This is a genomic window from Paenibacillus sp. FSL K6-0108 (assembly GCF_045040695.1).
Classification (GTDB): Bacteria; Bacillota; Bacilli; order Paenibacillales; family Paenibacillaceae; genus Paenibacillus; species Paenibacillus pabuli_B.
In genome coordinates this window covers 4,322,475-4,348,200 of the sequence record NZ_CP150288.1, presented here as the reverse complement: position 1 = coordinate 4,348,200, position 25,726 = coordinate 4,322,475, and the positions used below count along the sequence as shown (strand labels likewise).

The window sequence follows — 25,726 nt, the reverse complement described above, 5'->3', positions numbered from 1 at the left end:
TAGTTCATTTCATTCCTATTAAGTCCGTATTGCTGAGCATATAATTGAGATCGTAAAGAGTCAATTAATATAGGAGGTACTTTTGATGCAGACAACTCAGGTTCTTATCCAGGACAAATTTTGGGAGGGCTATTCCGAACTGGTTCGCCAAACGGTAATTCCTTATCAATGGGAAGCGTTAAACGATCGTATTGAAGGAGCAGAACCAAGCTATGCCATACGTAATTTTCGAATTGCTGCCGGTCTGGAACAGGGTGATTTCGGAGGATGGGTGTTTCAAGACAGCGATCTTTATAAATGGTTGGAAGCGGTTGCTTACTCGCTGCGGAGTCACTCCGACCCCGAACTGGAGAACATCGCGGACGGAGTGATCGATCTGATTGGTCAAGCCCAGCACGATAATGGGTACATCAACACCTATTTTACGATCAAGGAACCAGGCCAAGAGTGGACCAACCTCTATGAGGCTCATGAACTATACTGCGCGGGGCATCTTATTGAAGCTGCGGTGGCTTATGCAGATGCGACTGGCAAACGAAAGCTGCTCGACATTGCATCTCGCTTCGCGGACTTGATTGATAGCCTGTTCGGTACAGGAGAAAACCAGAAACGCGCGTATTGCGGACATCAGGAAATCGAATTGGCGCTCGTCAAGCTGTATCATGCAACCGGAGAGGAACGCTACTTGAATCTGAGTCGATATTTCATCGATGAGCGGGGAAGCAGCCCGAGTTACTTCGTTGAGGAGTGGGAACGACGCGGCAGAACGGGCATCTGGTCCCAGGGTTCGCCCAATCTGGAGATGTACCAATCACATCTGCCTGTTCGCGAGCAAACGGCTGCGGTCGGACACTCCGTACGTGCCGTTTATATGTATACAGCAATGGCTGATCTTGCTTACTTAACGAAGGATGAGGGCTTGCGCGCAGCTTGTGAGCGGCTGTGGGCCAATACAACTCACAAACAGATGTATATTACGGGTGGCGTCGGTGCGACACATCTGGGCGAGGCGTTCACCTTCGATTATGATTTGCCCAATGATGCCGTATATGCGGAGACTTGCGCATCCATCGGTCTAATCTTCTGGGCGAGACGGATGCTTCGACTGGAAGCGAAAAGTGAGTATGCAGATGTGATGGAACGTGCACTGTACAACAATGTGCTTGGCAGCATGTCCAAGGACGGCAAACATTTTTTCTATGTCAATCCGCTTGAAGTATGGCCGGAGGCCAGTAAACGCAATCCGGACAAGCACCATGTGAAACCGGTCCGCCAAAAGTGGTTTGGCTGCTCCTGCTGCCCACCAAACGTGGCCCGTTTGCTCAGCTCGCTGAACGATTATATCTATGATCTGTCTACGAAAGAGAACGTAGTTCACGTTCATCTGTACATTGGCAGCACGGTGCAGTTTACATCAGCCGAAGGCCAGGAAGTCACGCTTAGTCAACGTTCTGAGCTCCCGTGGGACGGTAAAGTTGACTTCAACGTCTCACTTGCTCCGGGAAATTCCAATAAGGTTACCTTTACACTTGCGTTGCGGATTCCTAACTGGTTCCAGAGCGGGCAGCCTGTTCTGCGAGTGAATGGAGAAGTGCAAGCGTATACGGTAAACAACGGTTATGCTCACATCCACCGGTCTTGGTCGGAAGGAGATGCACTGGAGTGGCTGCTGCCCTTGGAAACACAGTTGATTGAAGCTCATCCGAAAATTCGGGCTGATGCAGGCAAAGCCGCCATTCAGCGCGGACCGCTCGTTTATTGCGTGGAAGAGGCCGATAACGGAGTACCGCTTGCTGCGTTATCCATCGCCGAATCAGCCAACCTGACGGAGCGTAAAGCACCGAATCTACTCGGAGGATGCATTGTGGTGGAAGGCGATGCATTAGCTTCCGATGGATCGGCGTGGCCGGAGGATCAGCCGTACCAGCCCATCCGCAAACCTCGCATTCCGGTACGTTTTACAGCGATCCCTTATTACTTGTGGGGTAACCGCGAGCCGGGTGAAATGAGCGTCTGGCTGCGTAACTGATACGAGTGCCTTTGAAGTGAACTTACCGTTTCAAAAGGTTGCATGGCAACTGAACATTACGCGTGGTTTCACGCCTGGCATGACTGAAGGCCCCTTGTTTGTATCGGGGTCCTTCGGTCATGTTGGCATGCTGAAACCCGGAAGCGGAGATGAATGCATGAACACAGACCATGTACGAAAGTCCCGTATGGATCGAATCACGCTAAAAAATCGAATTCTTTTGCTTTTCGCGGCCGTATCCCTCATTCCTTTCCTCTTATCCTGCTACCTATCCTACCGAACGATCAATTCCATCCTGACGAATAAGCTGCAATCCGGCATCCAAAGTAATCTGAAACAGGTGATGTTATCTCTGGAAAACACACTCAGCAACCTAAACCATGCCTCTCAGCAACTGGCCTTTGAAGGAAGCATCGGCAAACAGCTGGAGCAGCTTATGATTGAAGATCAACCTTATGACCGCAGTTTTTTGACCGACCAGATCAAATACCAACTGAACCTGATCGCGTTTACCAATCCCAATATTGGATTATCCATGTACTATTTTCGTGAAGACGATACTTTTCTTTTTGAAACAATGGGGGTAAAGGATTCATTTCACCCGGACAAGCTGCCGGTCATGGTCAGCTATTATGGAATCACGTATTTCGGTCCTCATATCAGCAACGACAGGTTTAACGACCAATACGTCCTATCTGCACTGCGTAAAGTGGATTTGCCGGAACGCGAAGATGCTTACATATACATTGAATCCGGCTTTAACCTCACGCAGAGTATCCTCGACTTAGACGATGTTAGCAAAAAAACGGCGCATCTCATTTTGGACAATCATGGACGGGTCTCGTACAGTGAATTAAGGGGTGTTTTCCCTGAAAACGCGACCTTTCCCCGTCAAGAAGAATCCTCGGTTACCATGACAGCTTCGGGGATTGCCTCAGGCTATTATTGGTACAGGCAATATAGCAATCAGGGATGGAGCGTGGTCTCCCTGGTATCCAAAGCCGATTATGATCAGGAGAAAAACCGCTGGGTGATGCAAATGATCTTGTTGACCGTACTGTTTGCTGCAGTCAGTGTGACCATCGGATGGTTGTTATGGAAGATGGTATATCGGCCATTGGCCCAATTCCATCGGGAGATGAAGCAGATGCTCAACAGCAACTTCAACGTGGTAAACGCGGAGTCACGCATACCGGAATTTGAAATGCTGCTGACCCAGTTCGGGCGTATGAAGTCGCACATTGCCAGGCTATACTCCGAGGTGGAATTGAAAGAAAAACGCAGGGCGGATCTGGAAATTGAAAAACTGCTGTACCAGATTAATCCGCATTTCCTGATGAATACACTGGATACCGCTCATTGGCTCGCTGTCATGAATGGGCAGGAGGAGATTGACCGACTCGTGACTTCACTGAATAAGCTGCTGTATTACAATTTGCGTAAGGGAGGTCAGAACTCTACCATTCGTGAAGAGATTGATTCGCTCAGACAGTATCTCATTCTTCAACAGATCCGGTACAATTTTCAATTCGATGTTGGTATACACATTGATGATGAACTGCTTAACGTATCGGTACCGAGGTTCATCCTGCAGCCCTTGGTGGAAAATTCGCTGTATCACGGGCTGGACGACAAAGGTAGGATTGAAGTGGAAGTAAGCAGATACATCCATCGGCTTGAAATATCGATTAAGGATAACGGTAGAGGTATCTCAGAGGACAAGATCAAAGCACTGCTGGAACAGGAACACGCTGAACGCCATCGGGTTGGGATGGGAATAGGCATGAATTATGTCAAGCGTATGCTTGAGTCTTATTACGAAGGCCACGCCAGCCTAAAAGTATCAAGTGAACCGGGAAAAGGGACCCGGATTGTCATTGGGCTGCCGATTCATTGGAGAGAGGATGAACCATCATGATCAACGTGCTGATCGTCGATGATGATCAACTTGTGCGCAAAGGGCTCATACTCGCGATGCCTTGGGATGCATTTGAAATGAAGGTCGTTGGCGAAGCGGGCAATGGAGAGAAGGCACTTGAATTTTTGTCTGATAACCGTGTGGATCTAGTAATTACTGATCTTGCCATGCCCGTCATGTCAGGGATTGAGTTGATTCGTATCGTTCGCGAGCAATACCCGGATTTGCCGATTGCTGTTCTGACGCTGCATCAGGATTTTGAATACATTCAGGAAGCACTGCGTTTGGGTGCCATCGATTACATCGCCAAAGTGCAGCTGGAGAAGGAACATTTTGACAAAGTGCTTGGTCGCATCCGCGATCGCATCCAGGCCGATAGACGAAAACGTTTAAATGACGATGTTGTATCGGAATTCGATAAAGATGCACAGTTTTACAGGGAGGATGAAAGAAGTACACCATGGCTGAACGAATCGAACTACGAATGTGAACAGATTGGAACGACATTTGTTGAAGCGAGAGATGAGAGCATAAAGGACAAGTTGCATTCATTTCAATGGGTTCATGATGATCGGAATCTGCAAGAACTGCTGCAACAGTTGAAGATGATGAAATTGCCAGTGACTAGATTAATGCAGTTGCTTTACGGCGTAACCGTAGACTGGAACCGTACTTTTAAAAATATTGTCCGGACGGAAATGACCACACCGGTTCAGTTTGCTTGTTGGCAAGAGGTGGTGGAATGGATGGCTGATTTCCGTGCAAAAGCTCTTGTAATAGCGGGTGGTCAGTACTTTCGCAAGGAGGTGAGCAGCAGCATCATGACCGCCGTCAAAATTGTACATGACGAGCTGCAAAACCCTTTATTCGCTAGCGATGTCTCCAAGCGGGTTAATCTTAGCCGCAGTTATTTCAATCAATGTTTCAAGGAAATGGTCGGTTATTCTTTTAATGAGTATCTTCGCAAGACCAGGATTGACAAAGCACGGGATTATTTGACCCAAACAGCCAAACCGATCGTCTGGATTGCGGAGCATACGGGTTATGCGGACGAAAAATACTTCAGTCGGATTTTCCGTGAGCAGGTGGGCATGCTGCCAAGCGAGTACCGCAAGCACCAAGAAGAGGGTAGATGGATGGAGAGTAGGGGGGATGAATGATTTGTAAGCGTTATCAAAATCGGACGTTTCACCTCCCGTTTCTCGTTCGGTTCTCTATCCATAAACGTTTTCCGGCCGTGTTATATTGTTGGTGCTGGACGCTAGTGACATTCCATTAAAGGGGGATCATCATTTGGGCAAAAAAATGGTCATGATGGCGATGATGCTGTTGCTCGTATTCTCGAGCGCCTGCAGCAGCACAGGCAACAAGGAAAACGGAACGGCAGAGAATGATACTACGCCTCGCGCTGCTGAAGAAGGACCGGCAGATCCGTTCGGCAAGTATGAACAGACGATTACCCTGAAGTATGGCAAAGAGGTCGACCCAACGGACAAAAGCCTGCCCGCCGGAGATACACCGGAGAATAACCAGTATTCGCGTTATGTGAAGGATAATCTCAACATTGATACCAAGGTAACCTGGCAGGCAGCCACGGGAACGAACTACGAGCAGAAAGTAAATCTGGCAATATCGAGTAACGATTTGCCTGATGCGCTTGTGGTCAAGGACACTCAATTGCGGGCAATGGTGAAGGCTGGTCAGCTGGAGGACCTTACCGATGTATTTAATCGATATGCTTCCCCGGCTATGAAAAGTTATATGGAAAAAACAAACGGCGTATCGGCCGAGGCAGTGACATTCGACGGAAAAATGTATGCTATGCCTAGTATACAAGTAAGCTCCGACGGTGTTCACCAAATGTGGATACGCAAGGATTGGCTTGACAAGCTGGGACTTGAGCCGCCAAAAACGATGGAGGAACTGGAGAATGTTGCGAAAGCATTTGTGGAACAGGATCCGGACGGCAACGGCCAGAACGATACAATCGGTATTGCCGGACAACAGAACGGCGGCCGATTATACGCCAATTTTCTGGAGTCGACGAATAACACGTATGGGCTTGATCCGATCTTTGGAGCGTACAAGGCTTATCCTGGTTACTGGTTAAAGGACGATACAGGCAATCCGGTCTATGGTTCCATTTTGCCAGAAACGAAGGAGGCACTCGCCAAACTGCGCGACATGTATGCAAACGGCCTGATTGACAAGGAGCTTGGCATTCGCAAAAGCGCGTCCGAGCCTGTAGTCAACGGCAAAGCAGGCATCTTTTTCGCTCCATGGTGGATGGGATATGGACCTCTGCCGGATGCGATCAAAAATGACCCTGAAGCCAACTGGCAAGCTTATCTGCTGCCACTGGATGCAGATGGCCAATTTAACGCCCACATGGGAGCTCCTTCTACCGTATTCGTTGTCGTTCGCAAAGGATATGAGCATCCCGAAGCTGTAGTCAAAATGCTGAACCTGCTCATCCGGGATGAGTCAAAATTCGATATCTCGGTGCCAGTAGGACACTACCCGCTGCGTGTTCCGATGTCCTACATGGATGAGAGCGAGTATTCGGCGAAAGCTTTGCAGGAAGTGCTGGCTGGCTCGAAAAAACCGGAAGACTTTACCGATCCTGGTTACAAACTGCTCGCAGCAGATATTCAGAATGTCAAAAAGGTAAAGAAGGAGCCGTATGACAATATGGATATCCAGTATTGGGACCCTCAGGCCGATCTGGGCATATGGAGCCGCATCTATTCACTGTTGGTCGGCTCTTCATCCTTGCAGCAAGATTACAACAAGGTATATAGCCTTCTGTATTCCCAGACACGCACGATGGAAAGCCGCTGGTCAAACCTGAAAAAGCTGGAGGATGAAACCTTCCTAAAGATCATTATGGGAGCGGCCCCTCTGGATACATTCGATACGTTCGTCAGCGACTGGAAAAAGCAAGGCGGAGACAAGATTACTGAAGAAGTCAAAGATTACGTCAAGTAGGCAGCTGTCCAGAGCGCCGGGCTCATCCGGCGCTTCTTCTTGAGAAGAAAAGGGTCGGAGAATGCGGAGGAGGAACACCGGATGCGAAACGGAAGTTTCATTAAACATTATTACATCATGTTGCTGCCCGGATTGGTGTGGTTGCTGTTCATCAGCATCATTCCCATGTTCGGGATTGCCATCGCCTTTCAGGACTTTAATCCCGGCCAAGGCATCTGGAAATCAGCCTGGATCGGACTGGAGAACTTCGAATACATGTTCAGCTTGAACGATACCAAGACCATTTTCTTTAATACCGTGTATATTGCCGTCATGAAAATAGCCGGTAATCTGATCGTGCCGTTAATTTTTTCCATTATGCTCAATGAACTGCGTCTTTTGGCGGTAAAGCGATGGGTTCAAACGATCGTGTATCTTCCGCACTTTTTGTCCTGGGTCATCCTGTCCGGCATATTGCTTGACGTGTTTTCGTACACGGGTCCTGTCAACGGACTGCTTAACTCGTTGGGGATTGAACCCGTGCTGTTTTTCGCCCGGGCAGACCTGTTCCCGTTTATTGTCGTAGGCAGTGACGTATGGAAAGAGTTTGGTTTCAACACGATTATCTATCTGGCCGCGATGACGGGCATCAGTCCATCCCTGTACGAAGCTGCTTCAATTGACGGAGCGACCCGGTTGCGCAGAATATGGCATGTGACATTGCCAGGCTTGCGTACTACGATTGTGCTCTTAGCGGTGTTAAGTCTGGGGAACGTACTTAACGCAGGTTTTGATCAAATTTTCAATCTTTACAATCCGCTGCTGTACTCGACGGGCGACATTATCGATACCTGGGTATACCGCGAAGGGCTGCTGAACATGCAGTACGGACTAGCGACCGCGGTTGGCTTGCTCAAATCGGTGGTCAGTTTTGTCCTCATCATCGTCTCGTATCTGCTAGCTTCGAAGTTCGCCAATTACCGAATATTCTAACAATGAGAAGGAGTCGAGCGAGATGATAAGAGAAACAACGCTGCGATCCCGGGTGTTTGATATCACGCTGTTGGTCGTGCTGCTCCTGATCGCCTTTCTGTGTATTTTGCCTCTCTGGTATACGCTGGCTGTATCTTTAAGTGAAAAATCGGCTGCAGCTGCGGGGAAAGTCTGGTTATGGCCCGTTGGCTTCAACTTTAATTCATACCAGCAAATTATTGGTGACCGTTCCTTTTTCCATTCCTTCTGGATTTCCATCCAGCGGGTTGCGCTTGGTGCGACAATCACGTTTGTCGTGACAACGATGATGGCTTATCCGCTGTCGCGGAGCCCGCGCGAATTCCGTATGCGCAATGTGTTCATGTGGATTCTCGTGTTTACGCTGCTGTTCAACGGGGGCCTGATTCCCTGGTATATGACCGTGAAAGCGATTGGGCTTTATGATACGATTTGGGCGCTTGTTCTAGGCGGAGGAGTGCCCGTGTTTAACGTCATTCTGATCGTAAACTATTTCCGTAATTTGCCCAAGGAGCTTGACGAGGCTGCACTCGTGGATGGGGCAGGGCCGTGGCGAATGTTAATCACCATTTATGTTCCACTGGCTGTTCCTGTACTGGCCACGGTAACGTTGTTCACCATCGTGTATCACTGGAACGAGTTCTTTCATGGTCTGGTGCTGACTTCAGGACAGGATCATTATCCGCTGCAAACATTAATTCAGCAATTCGTTGTAGTCATCGATGCGTCCAACATGACAGAAGACCAATATAAGCGCTTGAATGAGTTGTCCAATCAAACGCTGAATGCTGCAAAAATTTTCATTGCGATGCTCCCCGTACTTGTTGTATATCCGTTCCTGCAACGATTTTTCATTCACGGTATTACGTTAGGTTCGGTGAAGGAGTAATTGAATCTTTCATGATACCAATATGGCTATTATACGAATGAATTATTAATATAATATGTATATAGTTCGTAAATTACTGTGAACAATTAGGTTATTCCGTTGACAATGAGTGTTATGTTTATTAAAATTCGAAATGGACATCAGGTTAAAACAGATATGAGCATCATGATTTTGGTTTCAGATCAGCTGTTAAATCCTAATGACGAATATAGGAGCGATAATATAACAATCCTATACGATGTTAGGATTTTTTTTGTTTTTATTTTTTGGAGAATAATTTGAAAGTTGGAGGTTGGCTTTACGATGGACAATTGGTTCAAATTAAAAGAAAGAGGCACAAGCTTTTCTACAGAAATCATTGCAGGGGTTACGACATTCTTTACAATGGTGTACATAGTTATTGTTAACCCAGGAATACTCAGCAGCACAGGGATGGACTTTAATGGCGTATTCATTGCTACAGTGTTGGCAAGTATTGTAGCGACGCTGATCATGGGGATAGGTTCCAATTATCCAATCGTTATAGCGCCTGGTATGGGTCTGAATGCATTTTTTGCCTATAGTGTAGTTGCTGGATATGGGGTGTCTTGGCAGGTTGCACTGGGAGCGGTATTTATAGCGGGGGTTTTGTTTATTATTTTATCGCTTACTTCATTTCGTTACATGCTCCTTGATGCCATTCCTGCGAGCCTAAAACATGCAATAACTGCAGGCATCGGACTTTTTATTACTACAGTAGGCTTGCAAAATTCCGGGATCATAGCCAATTCAGAATCCAATTTGATTACCATCGGAAATTTGGCTGAGCCCATGACTTACCTGACCATTATCGGGTTAATTATTACAGTTGCTCTAATGGCATATAATGTAAAAGGTTATCTGTTTATCGGAATGGTGGTTACAGCAATACTTGCCTGGATCATGGGATTGTTTCAGATGCCGGAATCAATTGTTTCCATGCCGCAAGGCCTCGCGACAACAGCTTTCCAACTGGATCTGGCAGGCGTATTTTCTAATGGTTTGTATACGATCATATTTACCTTCCTGCTGATCACGCTGTTTGATACAACGGGAACGATGCTCGGGGTTGCTGAACAAGCGGGACTGCTTAAGGAGGGTAAATTTCCGCGCTCACGCGGTGCATTATTGGCAGATGCTGTAGGAACTACAACTGGGGCTTTACTTGGAACGAGTCCAACATCGGCTTATATTGAATCCAGCACAGGTGTAGCTGCTGGAGGAAGGACGGGATTGACGGCGGTAACGGTAAGTATACTGCTTGCGCTTACTTTGTTCTTTGCACCCATCGTAAGTGTGATATCAGGCATTCCGGCGATCACGTCTCCGGCTTTGATTATAGTTGGGTACTTTATGATTAACGTAATCAGCAAAATTAATTGGAAGGATCTTGAGGAGGCATTTCCTGCCTTCCTGATCATCATACTTACTCCACTGACGCACAGTATCGCGACAGGGATTGGCGTTGGATTCATCTTCTATCCGGTACTCAAGCTGCTTCGCGGAAAAGGCAAGGATGTTCATCCGATATTCTACATTTTTGCAGTCTTGTTCTTTATTCAGCTTGTATTCCTGGATCACTAAGACATTGTTTAATAAAGAGGAGAACTGCTTATTTACAGCCAGTTCTCCTTTTTGAATTGTTTATGTTTTGTTCAAAATCACAGCCTTTTTCAATCTTCTACTGTAATTCTAAGTCAAATTAGTGATCGGCATAAGCGGATATTCGTCTAAATTTCTGACTGGCTTTCCTTCAAAAATCATGAATAGAATTATCAATACAGGCAATTCTAACCTCTAGAAATTAATGAAGAAGTAACCAGGATGAGGAGGGAATAGTTATGATCTACAAGCCTGCTTTGTTGATCATCGATGTACAAGCCGGGGCTTTTCAAAATCCTCTCTTTATTTACGATAGTGGTAAATTATTATCCAATATCAAGCAACTTATTAGTTGGGCGCACATAAGTAAGATCCCAGTTATACTTACTCAGCATAATGGCAAATCAGGGACATCAACTTCAAAAACATCTCCAGGGTGGGTTCTCCATCCCACGTTACCCTTGATCGCTCAAGATGTAAAAATTGAAAAGAACTACCCGGACTCATTTCAAGATACAGAGCTTGAATCACAATTAATTCGGCTAGGCGTTAATCAACTTATTGTCGCCGGAATTCAGTCTGATATATGTGTTGATGCCACATGTCGTAGAGCATTTAGCTTGGGATATGACGTTATTCTAGTAAAAGATGGTCATAGTACCACGGCTTCATCATCCTTGAATGCGGATCAAATCATATTACACCATAACAATGTCCTGCAAAACTGGTTTGTTTCTTTAACAGATACTCAGAGTATCATCATGTCGGTTCCCAAATAAAAAGTATTACCTCGAAGCGAAGTATTAATGAATCTATCAGCAATTCCGATAAAGATATCTGTGAGAATCATAGAGTTAGCCAGAGTGGTATGGTACAAAGCGATTCACATTCAGTTCATAAATTTATTTTAGAGTATGATGTATTCTTGGTAAGCATCCTTTTTACGAAAGCTGCTCATTGCAGATAAAGATGGAGGTAAGATTCGTTTGGAATTGTTTGAATTTATTTTATTAATGTTGGCGGCTGTCTCTTTATCCAATTTGTTGAACCGTTTTATCCCCTCGGTCTCCGTACCTATTATTCAAATCGCATTAGGGGTATTGATTACTTGGCTGCCATTGCACTATGAACTGAAATTAAATCCGGAACTTTTTTTGCTATTATTCATTGCTCCTCTGCTGTTCAATGATGGCAGACATGCGGATAAAAAAGCGCTGTGGAAGCTGAAGAAACCTATCCTTTTGTTAGCGCTGGGTCTGGTCTTTGTGACGGTAGCCGTGACGGGTTACTTCGTCAATTGGCTGCTTCCTGTCATCCCGCTCGCGGCAGCCTTCGCCTTGGCAGCTGCACTTGCACCTACCGATGCTGTGGCCGTGGGCGCACTGGAACAAAAAGTAAAGATTCCGCACCAGACAATGCAAATTCTTGAAGGGGAATCTTTAATCAATGACGCATCGGGGCTGGTTTCCTTTCAGTTTGCCGTTGCCGCGATGGTCACAGGTGTGTTTTCTTTCAAAACTGCGACTGTCAGCTTTATAGCCATTTCACTAGGCGGTGTAGTATTGGGTCTGCTGCTCACATTTGTAAAATATGGTGTGGTGAAATGGTTGCGGAAACTGGGGATGGAGAATGTCACGCTCCACATGCTTATCGAGATCCTGACACCCTTTTTAATTTTCATGGCAGCGGAGGAACTAGGGGTCAACGGCATCTTAGCTGTCGTCGCTGCAGGTATCGCTCATTCTTTGGGTTACAAGAAAATGAACCCCGAGGTAGCCAAACTAAGTGTTGTATCCAAAAGCACCTGGTCGGTTATCATCTTTGTATTGAACGGCCTGGTTTTCCTGCTGCTGGGTACGCAGCTTCCAGATATTATCCAGACGATTTGGAGCAACCCGGAAATAGGGAATATGAACGTAATAATGTACACACTATTATTAACTTTGGCTGTACTCGGACTGCGTCTCATCTGGGCGATTCTGATGGATATTTTCGAAGGGGCCCAGCCTCGAGATCCTTGGCGGCTCAGGTTGAAGAAGGGGCTTATCCTCAGTCTATCGGGAGTCCGGGGAACGATTACATTGGCGAGTACCTTGTCACTGCCGTTTTTCCTTAATGATGGCACTTCATTTCCATCCAGAGATTTGATCATTTTCCTTGCGGCTGGAGTTATCCTGTGGACTCTTCTGGCATCCAACTATCTGCTGCCGCTTTTATTAGGTAAAGAAACACAAACGGAGCAGGAAGAAGACGAGATTCAGGCAAAAATTGAGATTCTTAGGAATGTGGTTACCGGATTAAATGAACTGACCACGGACCAGAACCGGTTTGCTACCGCCCATATTATCAATATGTATACTTCCAGAATTCGAACGCTCAGGAAAGATGAAAAGAAAGATAAGGTAGAACGATCGTTAGGTCTGTCCATTCTGAAATGGGAAAGAGAACATACGCTGCTTGCTCTTGAAAAGAAAGAAGTAAATCCATATACAGCGTACAATTATCTTAAAAGAATTAATCAACTGTTGTTTATGCGCACAAAAGATGTCCGCTATAAAAAAGAGGTTTTTCCCATTAAGCAGTGGGTTGAAATGTTCGGGATGCTGAATCCAGTCCGACTAAGCATTCGAGAAAGACGCGCTGAATTCACCAAACTCAAAATTCAAAATACATCGTATGTCATTGAGCAGCTAAAAGGTTTGCTTTCAGAAAGCGGATCGGATATAGAGGCAGTTAGTTCGCTCATCTTGCAATATGAAAGTAACCTGCTGCGTATGACCAGAAGCGAATCGGACACGTACTCCCGACGAGAGTTCGACATATCGATGCAGGATCTAGGCCGGGTCGGAATTCAGCTGGAGAGAGACAACATACAGTCCATGTTTGAGACTGGGCGGATTTCAAGACAGGGCATGAAGGAAATGAAACGAGACATTCTATTTATGGAGCATGATTTGCGAGAAGAGACAGGCTGAGAGATCCTGATCTAGGTTCTTGTCAAAAACGTATGTAAAGTGCATGAATCTTTTTCAAAGACCCATTGAAAGCCGCTATTTTGCGGCTTTTTTTATTAATAGTAGAAAGAATGTAGTGGATAAGGTTTATAGGTCGTAAGCAATTAACGGAATGACACCTATATATGGAAGTGTTTTAATATATCAATTGCGAAATGGATTGGCTATAATGCAAAAGGATATAAAAGGAGATATCAAGTTTATAAAAAATATAAAATGAGGAATGTATGTGGCTTACTTTTTATGGACGATGTATCTTGGATTGCTGGGAACAGCATCTCTCGCTTTTTTATTAAAAGGAAAGTATAAATCAAAACTTAGCAAGGTAGATTTCGTCGTGTCTGTCATTACATGGATTGGGTTGTTAGGGTTCGTTACGGAAACCACGATTCTAACTCCTATTTTATGGAAAATTGTTACAGTTATAGCTTTTCTGTGGGATATATCATTCACGATGCTTCTAAAGGATTATGAAGGTAAAGAAATCCTGGAGGAATTGCCGATTGTAGTGAGGAGAGTTTGGATGTTAATAATATTAGTTATCATGATCGGACCTCTGTACTATGGGCTTTTCAGATATTCCTTTTCATGATGGTGTCGGTAACCCAAGTAGCCTATGTCTTGAAAGAGTCCGTGTAATCGAAATAAGAATATAAAACCAGTGAAATAAAAACTTTTTCACTGGTTTTTACTTATCCTCGAATGCAGTTTGAGAAATTGGCATGAAATAACGCACAACCGGGATAAACATGCCGATACACATCGCTACATGGCCTCATTTTCTTAAAATGGATCCGGCTATGACATAGTGCAGTGAAATATCATGCACCTCATAACCGTTTGGACAAACATTGGCATTCGAGACATGAAAAACTTCATAAATTCATTCGTTTTTATATCGATAGATTTTCATTTATATCATGTATGATGGTCTGATGAAACGAAAATGGAAAAATGCATTCGCTTTATGCAACTGGTGCCTCCGCAGAAATTATTGTAGAGTTGTAGGAGCAATTACGTGATGAAGGTGAGAAATATGGAGATAAAAAATATTCTTGTTGTAGATGATGAACCGGAAATTCGAGAAGCTCTCGTTATTTACTTAAAAAGCAATGATGTGGATGTATTTACGGCCTCTAACGGATTGGAGGCGCTGGATATCCTTGAACAAGAAACGATTCATCTTATTATCATGGACCTCATGATGCCGCAGCTTGATGGAATTAAGACGACATTTAAAATTCGCGAAAACAAAAATATACCGATCATTATGCTGTCCGCCAAATCGGAGGATAGTGACAAAATTTTGGGACTTAACGTTGGCGCCGACGACTATATAACGAAACCGTTTAATCCGCTTGAACTGGTCGCTAGAGTCCGTTCTCAGCTCCGCCGGTTTACGAATCTGGGTTCCTTTCAATCTATCGGGGAAGAGATCATTCAAGTAAAAGGACTTGTGCTAAACAAAAGTTCGAAGACTGTTGAGGTGGATGGAGAGGACGTTAGACTGACTGCGAAGGAATACAAAATTTTGGAGTTGTTGATGGAAAACAAGGGCAGAGTTTTCTCTATTGAAGAGATTTATGAACGGGTGTGGAATGAACCGATCTTTGCTTCAGAGAACACGGTTGCTGTACATGTGAGAAATATTCGCGAAAAAATTGAAATCAATCCTAAAGACCCAAAATATCTAAAGGTGGTATGGGGAATTGGATACAAAATTGAGAAAAAGTAAAGCAGTTCGGAAGGTTGGAATCGACCTGCTTGTCATTATTGTCGCCGCTATTTCAGGAATTCTCATAATTATTAACGAGTTTTCATATCAGGGATTGAGTATAGGATATACAACTTCAAGTTTCCTCTTGGAACTGATCGCCATTATTATCCTTAGCTTGTTGGCAGCCAGACTGTTTCGTTATGTTAAAACGCCTCACAATAAACGTTCCTTCTGGGATGGCAGTCTGCTTTTAAATTACTTCCATATTTGGAGAACCGGCTTTATAGCCAGTCTGCAAAACGGGAGACTAACATTTGGACTCATTCTTATGTTTATGCTCACTGCGACAGCCGGCATTTGTTTTTGGGAAGCAATCACCTATTACGGACAGGAATGGCTCGTACTTTATTTGTTGCTATTCGTGTTGTTCCTGGTCCCATATATACTCTCCAAGCTTAGTCGCTTCATTTCCATCATCAACGGGAGTAAAGAGATTGCCAAAGGAAATATCCAAAATTCAATTCAATATACCGGGAACGATTCCCTATCTGAACTTGCCGGTTATATTAATAATATGAAAACCGGGTATCAAAGCGCATTGGAACATCAAATGAAAAGTGAGCGGTTAAAAACGGAACTGATTACCAATGTATCGCATGATTTGAAGACCCCGCTTACTTCCATTATTAACTACGTTGATTTATTAAAAAAAGAAAATCATTCTTCGGAGACAACTCTAGCTTATATTGAAACGCTGGAACGCAAGGCGCTTCGTCTGAAGCTGTTAATTGAAGACCTTTTCGATATTTCCAAGATGGCCAGCGGTACAATAGAGCTGGATTTGGAGTACATCGATGTGGCAACGTTGTTGACACAAGCAATCGCGGAATCAAACACTCATACGGAACAAGCATCGCTCGAAATACGGGAAAGAATTGCAAAATTTCCGATTCATGCGTATTTGGACGGTAATAAAATATGGCGTGTATTCGAAAACTTAATTAGCAATGCGCAAAAATATTCCCTTCCAGGAACCCGAATCTATGTTTATTTGGACGAGACTGATGATATGGTGAGATTTAAAATTCAAAACACCTCTGCCTATGAGATTGATTTTGACGCGGATGAACTGTTCGAACGTTTCAAAAGAGCGGACGAATCCCGCCAGACAGAAGGCTCAGGATTAGGCCTGGCTATTGTAAAAAGCATCGTTGAGCTGCATGGAGGGGAAATCAAAGTCGAGATTCATGGCGATCAATTTAACGTGATTGTGCATTTACCCAAGAAGCGATAAATGTAATATAAGATCATCAACAAGATAACAGGTTGATGATCTTATATTTTTAACGAATTGAATTCAACGGTTCTAACTCAATAACCCCCAACGGAAAGCATAAGCTACGACTTGTGTCCGATTTTTGGCACGCAGCTTGGTCATCAGGCTGCTTACGTAATCTCTCACTGTATACTCACTTAGGAATAATAAGGAGGCGATCTTCTTGTTATCGTAGCCATCCGCCAGAAGTTTGAGGACAGTAGACTCCCTTTCTGTTAAAGCAATGGCCATCGTTTTGGCGGTGTTTTCTCTCTCTTTCCTAGATAAAAACAAACCAATTCTCTTTCCCACGTGTTCAAGCAAATCCAGCTCGTTTTTCGTGCAATCAAATGAATTTCCCATTTGGTCAAAAGTGACCCAGCCATATAATTGATGCTCATGAGCAATCGGTACAAATATGATGGAAGATAGCTGAAATAACTGGATATGATCGTCCCGCAGATAAGGTTTTGGATTTTTCAAATAGATCGGTCTTTTGGAGTTGAAGATTAGATTTTGTTCAGTCAATTGACCCTTCATACTCTGTATTTTCGGAAGCTCTTCGCCGATAACCCCATAAAACTGGTTGGACCAAGGTACATATGCATAGAAGACACAGCGTTTATAATTGAAAAACTTCTCACATTTTTTGAGGATAAAGGCTAGGTCTGAAGCTCCGGAAGAACTGACCAGCAGTTGGTTTAATTGGTCCAGTAAACGCAGGTTCTTTAATTCGTCACTTTCCTCCGTTTTATACTGAATAGACTCCATATCAGCCCATTTATGAAAGCTATACATAAGATACGAATAAACAGATAACAGAAACATGAGCGGGTCCATCATCCGCTGATGTTTCAACTGAATCAATAGTGTCAGCAAAGCTTTTTCAAAGATTATTTGAAGCCATTGTAAGCTTGCCATATTTAATATCGATAGCTGGGATTGCACCCAAGTGTCCAAATACGAAGAGTAGTGGTTATCCATATGATCGATGTCTGAATGCGTAAATATCCGAAAAAAGGATCTCATAAGTACTTCCGTTTCATTCCGATGTGCTTCCGAGATGTTCGTTTCAGAGATCAAGTAAATGTTAGTATTTTCTTCGAGCTGCTTGCTATGCGTTTTGAAAAACAATACAAATTCCTGAAAAGTCATTTCAGTATATGGATGGAAATTTTGTGTCATAATAAGCCGTTCCCTTCAAATGAAATACCCTACAAATGGGGGGTATACAAACCATTATTACACAGAACTTTATAGGATAGTATTTCAAAATTAAAGGAGTAAGATTGAAGAGTACAAGTTGATGAAACTTACGAATGATGAAATGGAGTGTTGAATCATATGAAATTAAGTGAAAAAGTAGCTATTGTTACAGGTGGTGCCAGTGGAATTGGTGAAGCTACCGTTCGTCTTTTTGCAAAAGAAGGAGCAAAAGTTGTTATTGCTGACTTTTCTGATCAAGGTAAAGAACTCGCTGCCGAACTCAATGGGGAAGGTCATGATACGTTATTTGTCAAAACAGATGTGACCAAAGAAGAAGATATTAAGCACATGATTCATGAAACTATTGAGAAATACGGTAAGCTGGATATTATGTATGCCAATGCAGGCGTTGCTGATGATGAAACCGCGGATCTATTGTCATATGATAAATGGAAACGGACCATTGATATTAACTTGTCAGGTGTATTTCTTTCCGACAAATATGCAATTGAACAATTCCTTAAGCAAGGAAATGGCGGAGTTATTGTGAATGCTGGTTCAATACACAGCTTTGTTGCGCTGCCTAAAACAACAGCTTATGCTTCGGCAAAAGGAGGCGTTAAGCTGTTAACTCAAAATTTATGTACTGCTTATGCAAGTAAAGGCATCCGTGTCAACGCGGTATGTCCTGGATACATTGAAACACCTCTATTGAAAAACGTAGATGCAAAAAGCAAAGAATATTTAACTTCACTACATCCTCAGGGCAGACTTGGACGGCCCGAAGAAGTAGCAAAAGCTGTGTTGTTCTTAGCCAGCGATGATGCTAGTTTCGTAAATGGTACGACCTTGCTCGTTGATGGAGGATATACCGCACATTAATTTTGGTGAGATAGAGATGATTTTTATTTGAAAATTGATTTTTGATTCGAAATAAACCACTAATCATTGGAGACTTCTTCATTGATTAGTGGTTTTCTTTTATATACGGCGAAGGCTATAGAGATGCCTGATGAATTTTTCAGTTGAATGTCACATCATCAGTACATTACTTTAAAACGGTACGAAACAGCATATAAACAAACGCCGGCAACCTTGACAGGTGACCGGCGTTTCACTTATTTTTTCGGCATTTTACTCTCGTCCATGTATAGCAGGTTCCAGCGGTGTCCGTCCAGGTCGGCAAATCCTGCACCGTACATCCAGCCGTCGCTTTCACTCGGTTTGCCAAAAATGTTTCCTCCGGCAAACTCCACTTTTTGAATAAAGGCATCTATTTCTTCTCTGCTTTCAGCGCCAATGGAAAATATCACTTCTGCGCTATGAGAAGTATCTGCTGTTTTTGAACCTGTAAATTTCTCAAACGCCGGCTCAGGGAACAACAGAATCGCTGTTTGACCTATGGAAAGCTTGGCTCTCTCGTTCCCAACGCTTACCGCATCGAATCCAATCTCATTGAAAAAGGCAGTTGACTTCTCAACATCTTTGACAGGCAGGTTAATCCAGATTTCTTGTGGCATGGCTGTCGCCTCCTAAAATAAATTTTAACTATGCCTACTATACTCTACTTCTGTCAGCAGAAGCGAATCTTATAAGAAAAACAGTCAAAGAGCAACGAACAGGTAACAATTCTTCCTACTTAAATATCCCAACAAAAACCAATCCGATTAAAAATAATGATAGCGTTAGGGATGTTATCAACAGTATTTTGTACTGTTCCTTTGTTTATCGAAATAAGTCGATAAGAAAATCACAATGAAAAATCGATGTGAAATATACCAAAACCTAATGTTTTTTGACTATTGTCTTACGTTTTTGATCTAGGAATCATCTGGCGATTTTCATAGAATTACAACTAATCAAGGATAGGTACTACAAGAAGGGAAGAATGATATGGGAGCAAAAGTCACCCGCAAAAGAGTACGAACCCGCTGGCGCAAGCATGATACCGAGCTTACGCTGCTCGCACTTCCGACCACAATCTGGTACATTCTGTTCAGCTTCTTGCCGATGTTTGGTGTCATTATCGCTTTCAAGGATTTCAAGATTCACGGAAACTTTCTCAGCAATGTGATAAATAGCGATTGGATCGGCTTCAAAAACTTTGAATTCCTGTTCAGTTCAAACGACGTCTGGATCGTAATTCGCAACACAATCGGTTACAACATAATCTTTATTATTCTGGGTATCGTCGTGCCTGTGTCGCTTGCATTAATGGTCGGACAGCTGCATAGCCGCAAGGCAGCCAAGGTTTATCAGACGATGATGTTCCTGCCGTATTTTCTATCTTGGGTTGTCGTTTCTGCGGTGCTTTGGGCCTTCCTGAGCTATGACAAGGGTATTGCCAACCAAGTTTTGACCCATTTCAGCCAGGACCCAAAAAATTGGTATATGGAACCGTCGTATTGGCCTTATTTCCTGGTATTTATGAATATGTGGAAGGGTCTCGGCTACGGGATGGTTGTCTATTTGGCGACAATTACAAGCATGGATTCGACCTATTACGAAGCGGCCGTCATCGATGGCGCCAGCAAGTGGCAGCAGACATGGTATATTACGCTGCCCTTGATGAAATTTGTTATCGTGTTGATGTTTATCCTATCGGTCGGAGGCATTTTCTCCACGGATTTTGGCTTGTTCTTCCAGGTGCCGCGAGATTCCAATTCTCTCTATAACGTGACCACGACGGTCGATGTGCTCGTATACAAACAACTCAAAACCGCTACGGTGGGTATGGCGTCCGCTTCTGCTTTCATGCAATCTGTGCTGGGCTGCGGAATGATCCTATTCGCGAACTGGATTGTTCGTAAAGTTGATCCAGAAAGCGCGCTGATCTAGAGAGGAGACGGGAAGATGTCAACACAAACAAGCTATGATTCCGGTCTTGATAAGTTTAATCGGGTCGGCAAAGGCACGAACATTTTATTCCACCTGATCTTTATTGTTTTAGCGTTGTTATGTGTAGTTCCTATCATCGTGGTGCTGTCCATTTCACTGTCTAGCGAGGCTTCCATTCGAGAGACTGGCTACCAACTTCTGCCGTCGGCATTTTCGGCTGAAGCCTACAACTATATCGTCAAGCAGGGCTCGATGATTGTACGTGCACTCGGTGTTTCCGTATTCGTTACGGTAATAGGCACGTTGATTGGCGTACTGCTAACCACTACGATGGGCTACGCACTCTCCCGGCCCCAATTTAAACTGAAAGGGCTGTTGACATGGGTTGTGTTCATCCCAATGGTTTTCAACGGCGGTCTGGTCTCCAGCTATTACATCAATTCAACGATGTTAGGATTAAGTAATACCATCTGGGCGTTGATTCTGCCCTTGGCCGTTTCCTCCTTTAATGTCATCATCTGCAAAACGTTTTTCAAAACAACCATTCCGGACGGGCTGATCGAATCGGCCGAAATCGACGGAGCAGGTCAATTTCGTATCTTCTTCACGATTGTACTCCCGATCTCATTGCCTGTTCTAGCGACGATTGGCCTTTTCCTCTGCTTCTCGTACTGGAATGACTGGTTTCAATCGATGCTGTATATTGACGACCAGGCCTTGTATTCACTGCAAGCACTCTTGAACAGCCTGATGAGCAACGTTGACGCGCTGGCTAAAAACGCCTCAACGATGGGCATCAGCTACGCGGAGCTTGTTGCCACCATGCCCAAAGAATCGGCTCGTATGGCTGTTGCGATCATAATTGTACTGCCCGTTGCTCTGGCCTACCCCTTCTTCCAGAAATACTTTATCTCCGGTCTGACGGTGGGTGCAGTTAAGGGATAAATCGAAACATAATCTGGAAATTTCAGGTTTATCATCATTTTTGCGCAGGATCGGTGCGTGTTAACTTAAGGGAGGGAATAGAGGAATGAGAAAAAGGTTTAAAGCATGGTTGAAGGCTCCGCTTTTCATCGGAGCGCTAACAATGGCTATCTTTGGTTTAGCAGGCTGCTCCGGCTCAGACAGTAATAACGCAGCTAACAACACACCAACGGAAAACTCAGGATCGAATGCAGGCGAAGGTTCCGCAGAGGTACCTACGCTGGTGTGGTGGACGATCGGCGGACAAGTGCCAGCCAATTTTGATAAGGCAATGGAGAAGATAAACGAGTATACGGCCGAGAAGATAGGCGTCAAAATCGATCTCCGCGTTGCCAGTTGGGGTGATTGGGACACCAAGATTAATACAATTGTTAACTCCGGCGAAGCTTTCGACATCATGTTTACAAATAACGGAAAATACAGTCAACAGGTCAACATGGGCGCATTTACTGATCTTACCGACCTTGTGCCAAATACGGTGCCGGACCTGCACAGTTATATCCCTGAAATGGTATGGGACGGTACAAAGATCGGAGGCAAGATATACGCCGTTCCGACGTATAAGGATTCCTCTTTAACCCAGTACTGGGTGTTCGACGATGCGCTCGTTCAAAAGTACAACATTGACCTCGGCAGCATCAAGACACTGCAGGATCTGGATAAGCCATTCCGCGACATTAAGGCCGGTGAAGGCAAGGGATTTTACCCGCTGTCCTTGACACAGGGCGAAGGCATTAGCGGTTTCTTTAACGACTATGACGATATGACTCTCGGCTTTCAGCCGATCGGGGTGAAGACCGACGATAGTTCTCGCAAAGTGGTTTCCGTTCTGGAACAACCGGATATACAGGCGAAGCTGAAGTTAATGCATCAATGGTACAAGGACGGCATCATCAATCCGGATGCACCGACTAAGATCGAAGCTGACCCTTATCGACCATTTTTCAGCGCGCAGGCGTTCCCTGGTGCGGAAGTGAACTGGCAAATCTCCGCAGGCATAGAGAAATACGACATGGTTCAAATTCTGGGTCCGATCTACACAACCAGCACAATTCAGGGATCCATGAACGCAATCTCCGCCAACTCGAAGTACAAGGAAGAAGCGCTTAAATATCTGGAACTGGTAAACACCGATTCCAAGCTGCGCAATATGCTTGCCTATGGTGAAGAAGGCGTTGATTTCGATTATGTAAACGACAAAACAGTTGAACGGAAAACGGATTCATGGCCGCTGGCGGCTTATACACAAGGCACATTCTTCAACATGGCTGTTACGAAGGGCGCACCCGAGGATCAGTGGGATCAGGTTCGCAAGCTGAATGAAGCAGCCACCTCATCTTCGATCCTTGGCTTTGCACTGGATATTAGCGAACTCGGCACAGAAGTAGCCAATGTGAAGGCTGTATGGAACAAATACAGTTATGAGCTGATCACTGGGGCGTCCGATCCGGAGAAACGGATACCACTGATCATAGAAGAGTTGAAGAGAGCTGGCATGGATAAGATCATGGAGTCCGCTCAAGAACAGATTAATGCATATTTCAAATCGTAATTGTTGAGACTTGCGACAATAACCCGAACAGAGCCTTCGTGGCCGTTCGGGTTTTCAAACCTTTTGAAGAGTTTTGCATTCAATTCGAGCTTATTAATGATTGATTTGTCTAACAAATAGCTATATGTTAAAACTATACTTCTCAATATAATCCAATAGCCAAGGAGAGCAGCATGTTTTCCTTCTTTCAAATCAAAATATATCGTCGCAAATTTATTGCTTACACGATTTTCACGTTATTTATGGGTCTGATTTTAAGCGTATTTACCTCCCTTTTTTTACTGCAGCAATGGTTAGAGAATGCTCAGAATCAAGCCACAGATGACTTTTTCAGGGTTGAAAGCAGGCTTCAAAACGACGCCGAGCGAATTGAAGCATATTTGCAGCGAGTCTACTCTAATAACGGTCTCGTGGCAGACGTTCGCTTTTTCCTCGCCAACAGCGCCGAAGGCTATTTGACGAGTAGACTTCAGAACAGCCGCTATGATCAGCCTCTCGCTTCGTTTCCGGAAGACGTGAAAGCTTTTCTTGGCAGCGGGCAGGAAGATATCATCCAGGTGAGTCTGCATACGGAGGAACGAGGCAACGTAGTTCGTTTTGCCAGGAACGGAGCCATGAGCTTTTTATTTAACCTGCCTAACACGAATGAATTATTTCGTGAAACAATCCAAAGAGGGTTCGTCATTCGCAAGCAGCTATTGGACGAAAATCAAATCTCACGCCAGCTCGGTGAATTTCGCTTTCTGGTCAGCAGCGATGTATTATTCAAAGGCGTTCAAAACAATCAGTGGATTGAAAACGGAGTCGTCAGTACGGCTGGGGATGTCTATCTCATAGACACGGAAGGCAGCGCCGACCAGGAATTATTCAGAGAGGTTGCGACGAACAAACGGAGCAAGGGCTTTATACAGCTGGACAAGCTGGACCACGTGTTTTATGTGAGCCATTCGTCCAATGCTTACAACTACCAATTCATCAGTATTGTAGACATTTCAGTCCTCATTCGGCAAAAAGCCGGCATGCTGCTAATCGTGTTTTTGATCTTTTTGACAGCCATGATCAGTTTTCTTCTGTTAATCGGATACAATCTCCGTGAAGACGCAGGTTTTCTGCAACGAATTATCTACTCCATCCAACGTGTAAAATCCGCCAATTTTACGCCAATCAGTCCGACCCGCTATCGGAAGAATGAGTACGGAGTGATCGCGAGGGAACTCGACGATATGACGCTTCAGCTTAACCAACATATTCGAACCGAATATATGCTAAAACTGAAACAGAAGGAAACAGAAATGAAAGCGCTTCAGAATCAAATTAACCCTCATTTTTTATACAATACACTTGAAATTATCCGATCGTTTGCGCTGGCAGGCCGTGCGGTTGATACTGCTGAAGCGGTAGCTACTCTGGGCTCGTTATATCGTGAAATTGTGAAGAACGAAGATATTGTTCTGTTGGGCAGTGAGCTGGCTTTGCTTGAAAAATACTTAAAGATCATGGAATTTAAATATCCGGACAAATTCTATTATCAAATCAATGTGGATCAGGGACTGCTGGCCTTACCTACCGTTAAATTCTGGATGCAGCCGCTCGCCGAGAACTTTTTCGTTCATGGGTTCCATTCGGACCACGAATTTAATCTGATTGTTGTGAATGGCTTTGAAAATGCCCACTCATACGTATTGGAGATTGTAGACAATGGAAACTCGATCTCGGAAGATCGATTGGCTGATATCCGCCGCAAGCTGTCTTTTGTCGGAGACTCGGCATCGGAGAGCATTGGCCTGCGCAACGTGTATACACGGCTTCATTTTTTCTATGGAAAAGCCTTTACCATGCAAATTGAAAATAATGTGGAAGCGGGTGTCAAAGTTACCTTAACCATAGCGAAGGAGGCGTAATGTATGTACAAACTTCTAATCGTTGATGACGAGCCGCTAATCCTGGAAGGAATCAAGCGAACACTGGACTGGGAAATGCTCGGCTTTAGACAGATCGAAACCAGCGAAACCTATGAGGATGCGCTAACAAAGGCTGTGGAGTTTTGGCCGGACCTCGCAATCTTTGACGTTTGCATTGGTAAGGATCGAGGTTATAACGCCATTCACAAGCTTAATGAGCTAGGGCTCCCGACTACCTATATTATGATGAGCGGTTATGGTGAGTTCGAGTACGCCCTGGAGGCTATTCATTGCGGGGTTAAGGATTATCTACTCAAGCCCGTAGAGCGAGCAAAGCTTCAAGCTCTGATTGAACGGGTTGTTGTGGAAAATTTGAACGGTACGCTGGAAGGAAGAAATCTGAACTGCCGTGACATAGACCCCGTATTGGAAGTACGCTACGACAGTTTATCCAAGCTAACCAACCGCATTTTGCTGATGGTTAAGGCTGAATACGACCAAAATATCAATCTTAAAGTGTTGGCCAACCGTTTTCGGATGAACGGAACCTATCTTGGACAGTTGTTTCTTAAAGAAACCAAAATGAAATTTTCGGAGTACCTTATGGTTTACCGGATGTTATGTGCGAAAGATCGTATTACAGCTACGAACGAGAAAATTTCGACAATTGCCCTCTCCGTCGGGTATGCCAATCTGAACTATTTTTATACGCATTTCCAAGCCTACTTCAGCAAATCGCCTTCCGATCTGCGGAGAAAGGAGTAG

The 25,726-nt window shown here is 44.4% G+C and carries 19 protein-coding genes; 17 read left to right on the top strand and 2 right to left on the bottom strand.

The annotated features are described in order from the left end of the window. Positions 1–85: 85 nt before the first annotated feature. From MHB49_RS19490 to MHB49_RS19440, 11 genes are all read left to right on the top strand, one after another. Positions 86–2,029: a glycoside hydrolase family 127 protein gene (locus tag MHB49_RS19490; RefSeq protein ID WP_405152645.1), complete on the top strand. Its 1,944-nt coding sequence runs from the start codon at positions 86–88 to the stop codon at positions 2,027–2,029. 157 nt (positions 2,030–2,186) lie between these two features. After that, positions 2,187–3,947 carry a sensor histidine kinase gene (locus MHB49_RS19485; RefSeq protein ID WP_405157191.1) on the top strand — a complete coding sequence of 587 codons (1,761 nt, stop codon included), beginning with the start codon at positions 2,187–2,189 and terminating at the stop codon, positions 3,945–3,947. Then, on the top strand, positions 3,944–5,107 hold the full coding sequence (locus MHB49_RS19480) for a response regulator (protein WP_405152644.1): 1,164 nt from the start codon (positions 3,944–3,946) through the stop codon (positions 5,105–5,107). The genes MHB49_RS19485 and MHB49_RS19480 overlap by 4 nt, the downstream gene beginning before the upstream one ends. Before the next feature lie 145 nt (positions 5,108–5,252). Further along, positions 5,253–6,935, top strand: a complete 1,683-nt coding sequence (locus MHB49_RS19475; RefSeq protein ID WP_405157190.1) for an extracellular solute-binding protein — start codon at positions 5,253–5,255, stop codon at positions 6,933–6,935. Between the two features lie 81 nt (positions 6,936–7,016). Continuing rightward, complete coding sequence (locus tag MHB49_RS19470) at positions 7,017–7,907, top strand: ABC transporter permease (RefSeq protein WP_405152643.1); 891 nt, start codon at positions 7,017–7,019, stop codon at positions 7,905–7,907. Between the two features lie 22 nt (positions 7,908–7,929). After that, a complete protein-coding gene (locus MHB49_RS19465; RefSeq protein ID WP_405152642.1) occupies positions 7,930–8,814 on the top strand; it encodes a carbohydrate ABC transporter permease in 885 nt (294 codons plus the stop codon). 303 nt (positions 8,815–9,117) lie between these two features. After that, positions 9,118–10,416: an NCS2 family permease gene (locus MHB49_RS19460; RefSeq protein WP_405152641.1), complete on the top strand. Its 1,299-nt coding sequence runs from the start codon at positions 9,118–9,120 to the stop codon at positions 10,414–10,416. 257 nt (positions 10,417–10,673) lie between these two features. After that, positions 10,674–11,213: a cysteine hydrolase family protein gene (locus MHB49_RS19455; protein ID WP_405152640.1), complete on the top strand. Its 540-nt coding sequence runs from the start codon at positions 10,674–10,676 to the stop codon at positions 11,211–11,213. Between the two features lie 207 nt (positions 11,214–11,420). Next, positions 11,421–13,409, top strand: coding sequence for a Na+/H+ antiporter (locus MHB49_RS19450; protein WP_405152639.1), 1,989 nt, complete (start codon positions 11,421–11,423; stop codon positions 13,407–13,409). 1,075 nt (positions 13,410–14,484) lie between these two features. After that, the gene (locus tag MHB49_RS19445) at positions 14,485–15,183 is read left to right on the top strand and encodes a response regulator transcription factor (RefSeq protein ID WP_405157189.1); all 699 of its coding nucleotides are present in this window, start codon (positions 14,485–14,487) and stop codon (positions 15,181–15,183) included. Further along, on the top strand, positions 15,158–16,459 hold the full coding sequence (locus MHB49_RS19440) for a sensor histidine kinase (RefSeq protein WP_405152638.1): 1,302 nt from the start codon (positions 15,158–15,160) through the stop codon (positions 16,457–16,459). Before MHB49_RS19445 ends, MHB49_RS19440 begins: the two co-directional genes overlap by 26 nt. Before the next feature lie 72 nt (positions 16,460–16,531). Here MHB49_RS19440 and MHB49_RS19435 read toward each other — a convergent pair whose 3' ends face one another. After that, positions 16,532–17,347 carry a LuxR C-terminal-related transcriptional regulator gene (locus tag MHB49_RS19435; RefSeq protein ID WP_405152637.1) on the bottom strand — a complete coding sequence of 272 codons (816 nt, stop codon included), beginning with the start codon at positions 17,345–17,347 and terminating at the stop codon, positions 16,532–16,534. Between the two features lie 477 nt (positions 17,348–17,824). Between MHB49_RS19435 and MHB49_RS19430 the strand changes: the two genes are divergently transcribed. Continuing rightward, positions 17,825–18,568 carry an SDR family NAD(P)-dependent oxidoreductase gene (locus tag MHB49_RS19430; RefSeq protein WP_405152636.1) on the top strand — a complete coding sequence of 248 codons (744 nt, stop codon included), beginning with the start codon at positions 17,825–17,827 and terminating at the stop codon, positions 18,566–18,568. Positions 18,569–18,804: 236 nt separating this feature from the next. Here MHB49_RS19430 and MHB49_RS19425 read toward each other — a convergent pair whose 3' ends face one another. Further along, positions 18,805–19,206 carry a VOC family protein gene (locus MHB49_RS19425; protein WP_405152635.1) on the bottom strand — a complete coding sequence of 134 codons (402 nt, stop codon included), beginning with the start codon at positions 19,204–19,206 and terminating at the stop codon, positions 18,805–18,807. Between the two features lie 373 nt (positions 19,207–19,579). Here MHB49_RS19425 and MHB49_RS19420 point away from each other — a divergent pair, with 373 nt between their 5' ends. From MHB49_RS19420 to MHB49_RS19400, 5 genes are all read left to right on the top strand, one after another. Continuing rightward, positions 19,580–20,524, top strand: a complete 945-nt coding sequence (locus MHB49_RS19420; protein ID WP_405152634.1) for an ABC transporter permease — start codon at positions 19,580–19,582, stop codon at positions 20,522–20,524. A 15-nt stretch (positions 20,525–20,539) separates the two neighbouring features. After that, complete coding sequence (locus MHB49_RS19415) at positions 20,540–21,469, top strand: carbohydrate ABC transporter permease (RefSeq protein ID WP_405152633.1); 930 nt, start codon at positions 20,540–20,542, stop codon at positions 21,467–21,469. Positions 21,470–21,554: 85 nt separating this feature from the next. Beyond that, a complete protein-coding gene (locus tag MHB49_RS19410; protein WP_405152632.1) occupies positions 21,555–23,060 on the top strand; it encodes an ABC transporter substrate-binding protein in 1,506 nt (501 codons plus the stop codon). Positions 23,061–23,233: 173 nt separating this feature from the next. Beyond that, positions 23,234–24,961: a sensor histidine kinase gene (locus MHB49_RS19405; protein ID WP_405152631.1), complete on the top strand. Its 1,728-nt coding sequence runs from the start codon at positions 23,234–23,236 to the stop codon at positions 24,959–24,961. A gap of 3 nt (positions 24,962–24,964) precedes the next feature. Beyond that, a complete protein-coding gene (locus tag MHB49_RS19400; protein WP_405152630.1) occupies positions 24,965–25,726 on the top strand; it encodes a response regulator in 762 nt (253 codons plus the stop codon).

Bases quoted from the DNA above. Each gene is read 5' to 3' on its own strand.
- MHB49_RS19410 (WP_405152632.1), top strand. From the start codon at position 21,555: ATGAGAAAAAGGTTTAAAGCATGGTTGAAGGCTCCGCTTTTCATCGGA.
- MHB49_RS19475 (WP_405157190.1), top strand. From the start codon at position 5,253: ATGGTCATGATGGCGATGATGCTGTTGCTCGTATTCTCGAGCGCCTGC.
- MHB49_RS19400 (WP_405152630.1), top strand. From the start codon at position 24,965: ATGTACAAACTTCTAATCGTTGATGACGAGCCGCTAATCCTGGAAGGA.
- MHB49_RS19485 (WP_405157191.1), top strand. From the start codon at position 2,187: ATGAACACAGACCATGTACGAAAGTCCCGTATGGATCGAATCACGCTA.
- MHB49_RS19425 (WP_405152635.1), bottom strand. From the start codon at position 19,206: ATGCCACAAGAAATCTGGATTAACCTGCCTGTCAAAGATGTTGAGAAG.
- MHB49_RS19480 (WP_405152644.1), top strand. From the start codon at position 3,944: ATGATCAACGTGCTGATCGTCGATGATGATCAACTTGTGCGCAAAGGG.
- MHB49_RS19455 (WP_405152640.1), top strand. From the start codon at position 10,674: ATGATCTACAAGCCTGCTTTGTTGATCATCGATGTACAAGCCGGGGCT.
- MHB49_RS19490 (WP_405152645.1), top strand. From the start codon at position 86: ATGCAGACAACTCAGGTTCTTATCCAGGACAAATTTTGGGAGGGCTAT.
- MHB49_RS19415 (WP_405152633.1), top strand. From the start codon at position 20,540: ATGTCAACACAAACAAGCTATGATTCCGGTCTTGATAAGTTTAATCGG.
- MHB49_RS19470 (WP_405152643.1), top strand. From the start codon at position 7,017: ATGCGAAACGGAAGTTTCATTAAACATTATTACATCATGTTGCTGCCC.
- MHB49_RS19430 (WP_405152636.1), top strand. From the start codon at position 17,825: ATGAAATTAAGTGAAAAAGTAGCTATTGTTACAGGTGGTGCCAGTGGA.
- MHB49_RS19460 (WP_405152641.1), top strand. From the start codon at position 9,118: ATGGACAATTGGTTCAAATTAAAAGAAAGAGGCACAAGCTTTTCTACA.
- MHB49_RS19405 (WP_405152631.1), top strand. From the start codon at position 23,234: ATGTTTTCCTTCTTTCAAATCAAAATATATCGTCGCAAATTTATTGCT.
- MHB49_RS19465 (WP_405152642.1), top strand. From the start codon at position 7,930: ATGATAAGAGAAACAACGCTGCGATCCCGGGTGTTTGATATCACGCTG.
- MHB49_RS19445 (WP_405157189.1), top strand. From the start codon at position 14,485: ATGGAGATAAAAAATATTCTTGTTGTAGATGATGAACCGGAAATTCGA.
- MHB49_RS19420 (WP_405152634.1), top strand. From the start codon at position 19,580: ATGGGAGCAAAAGTCACCCGCAAAAGAGTACGAACCCGCTGGCGCAAG.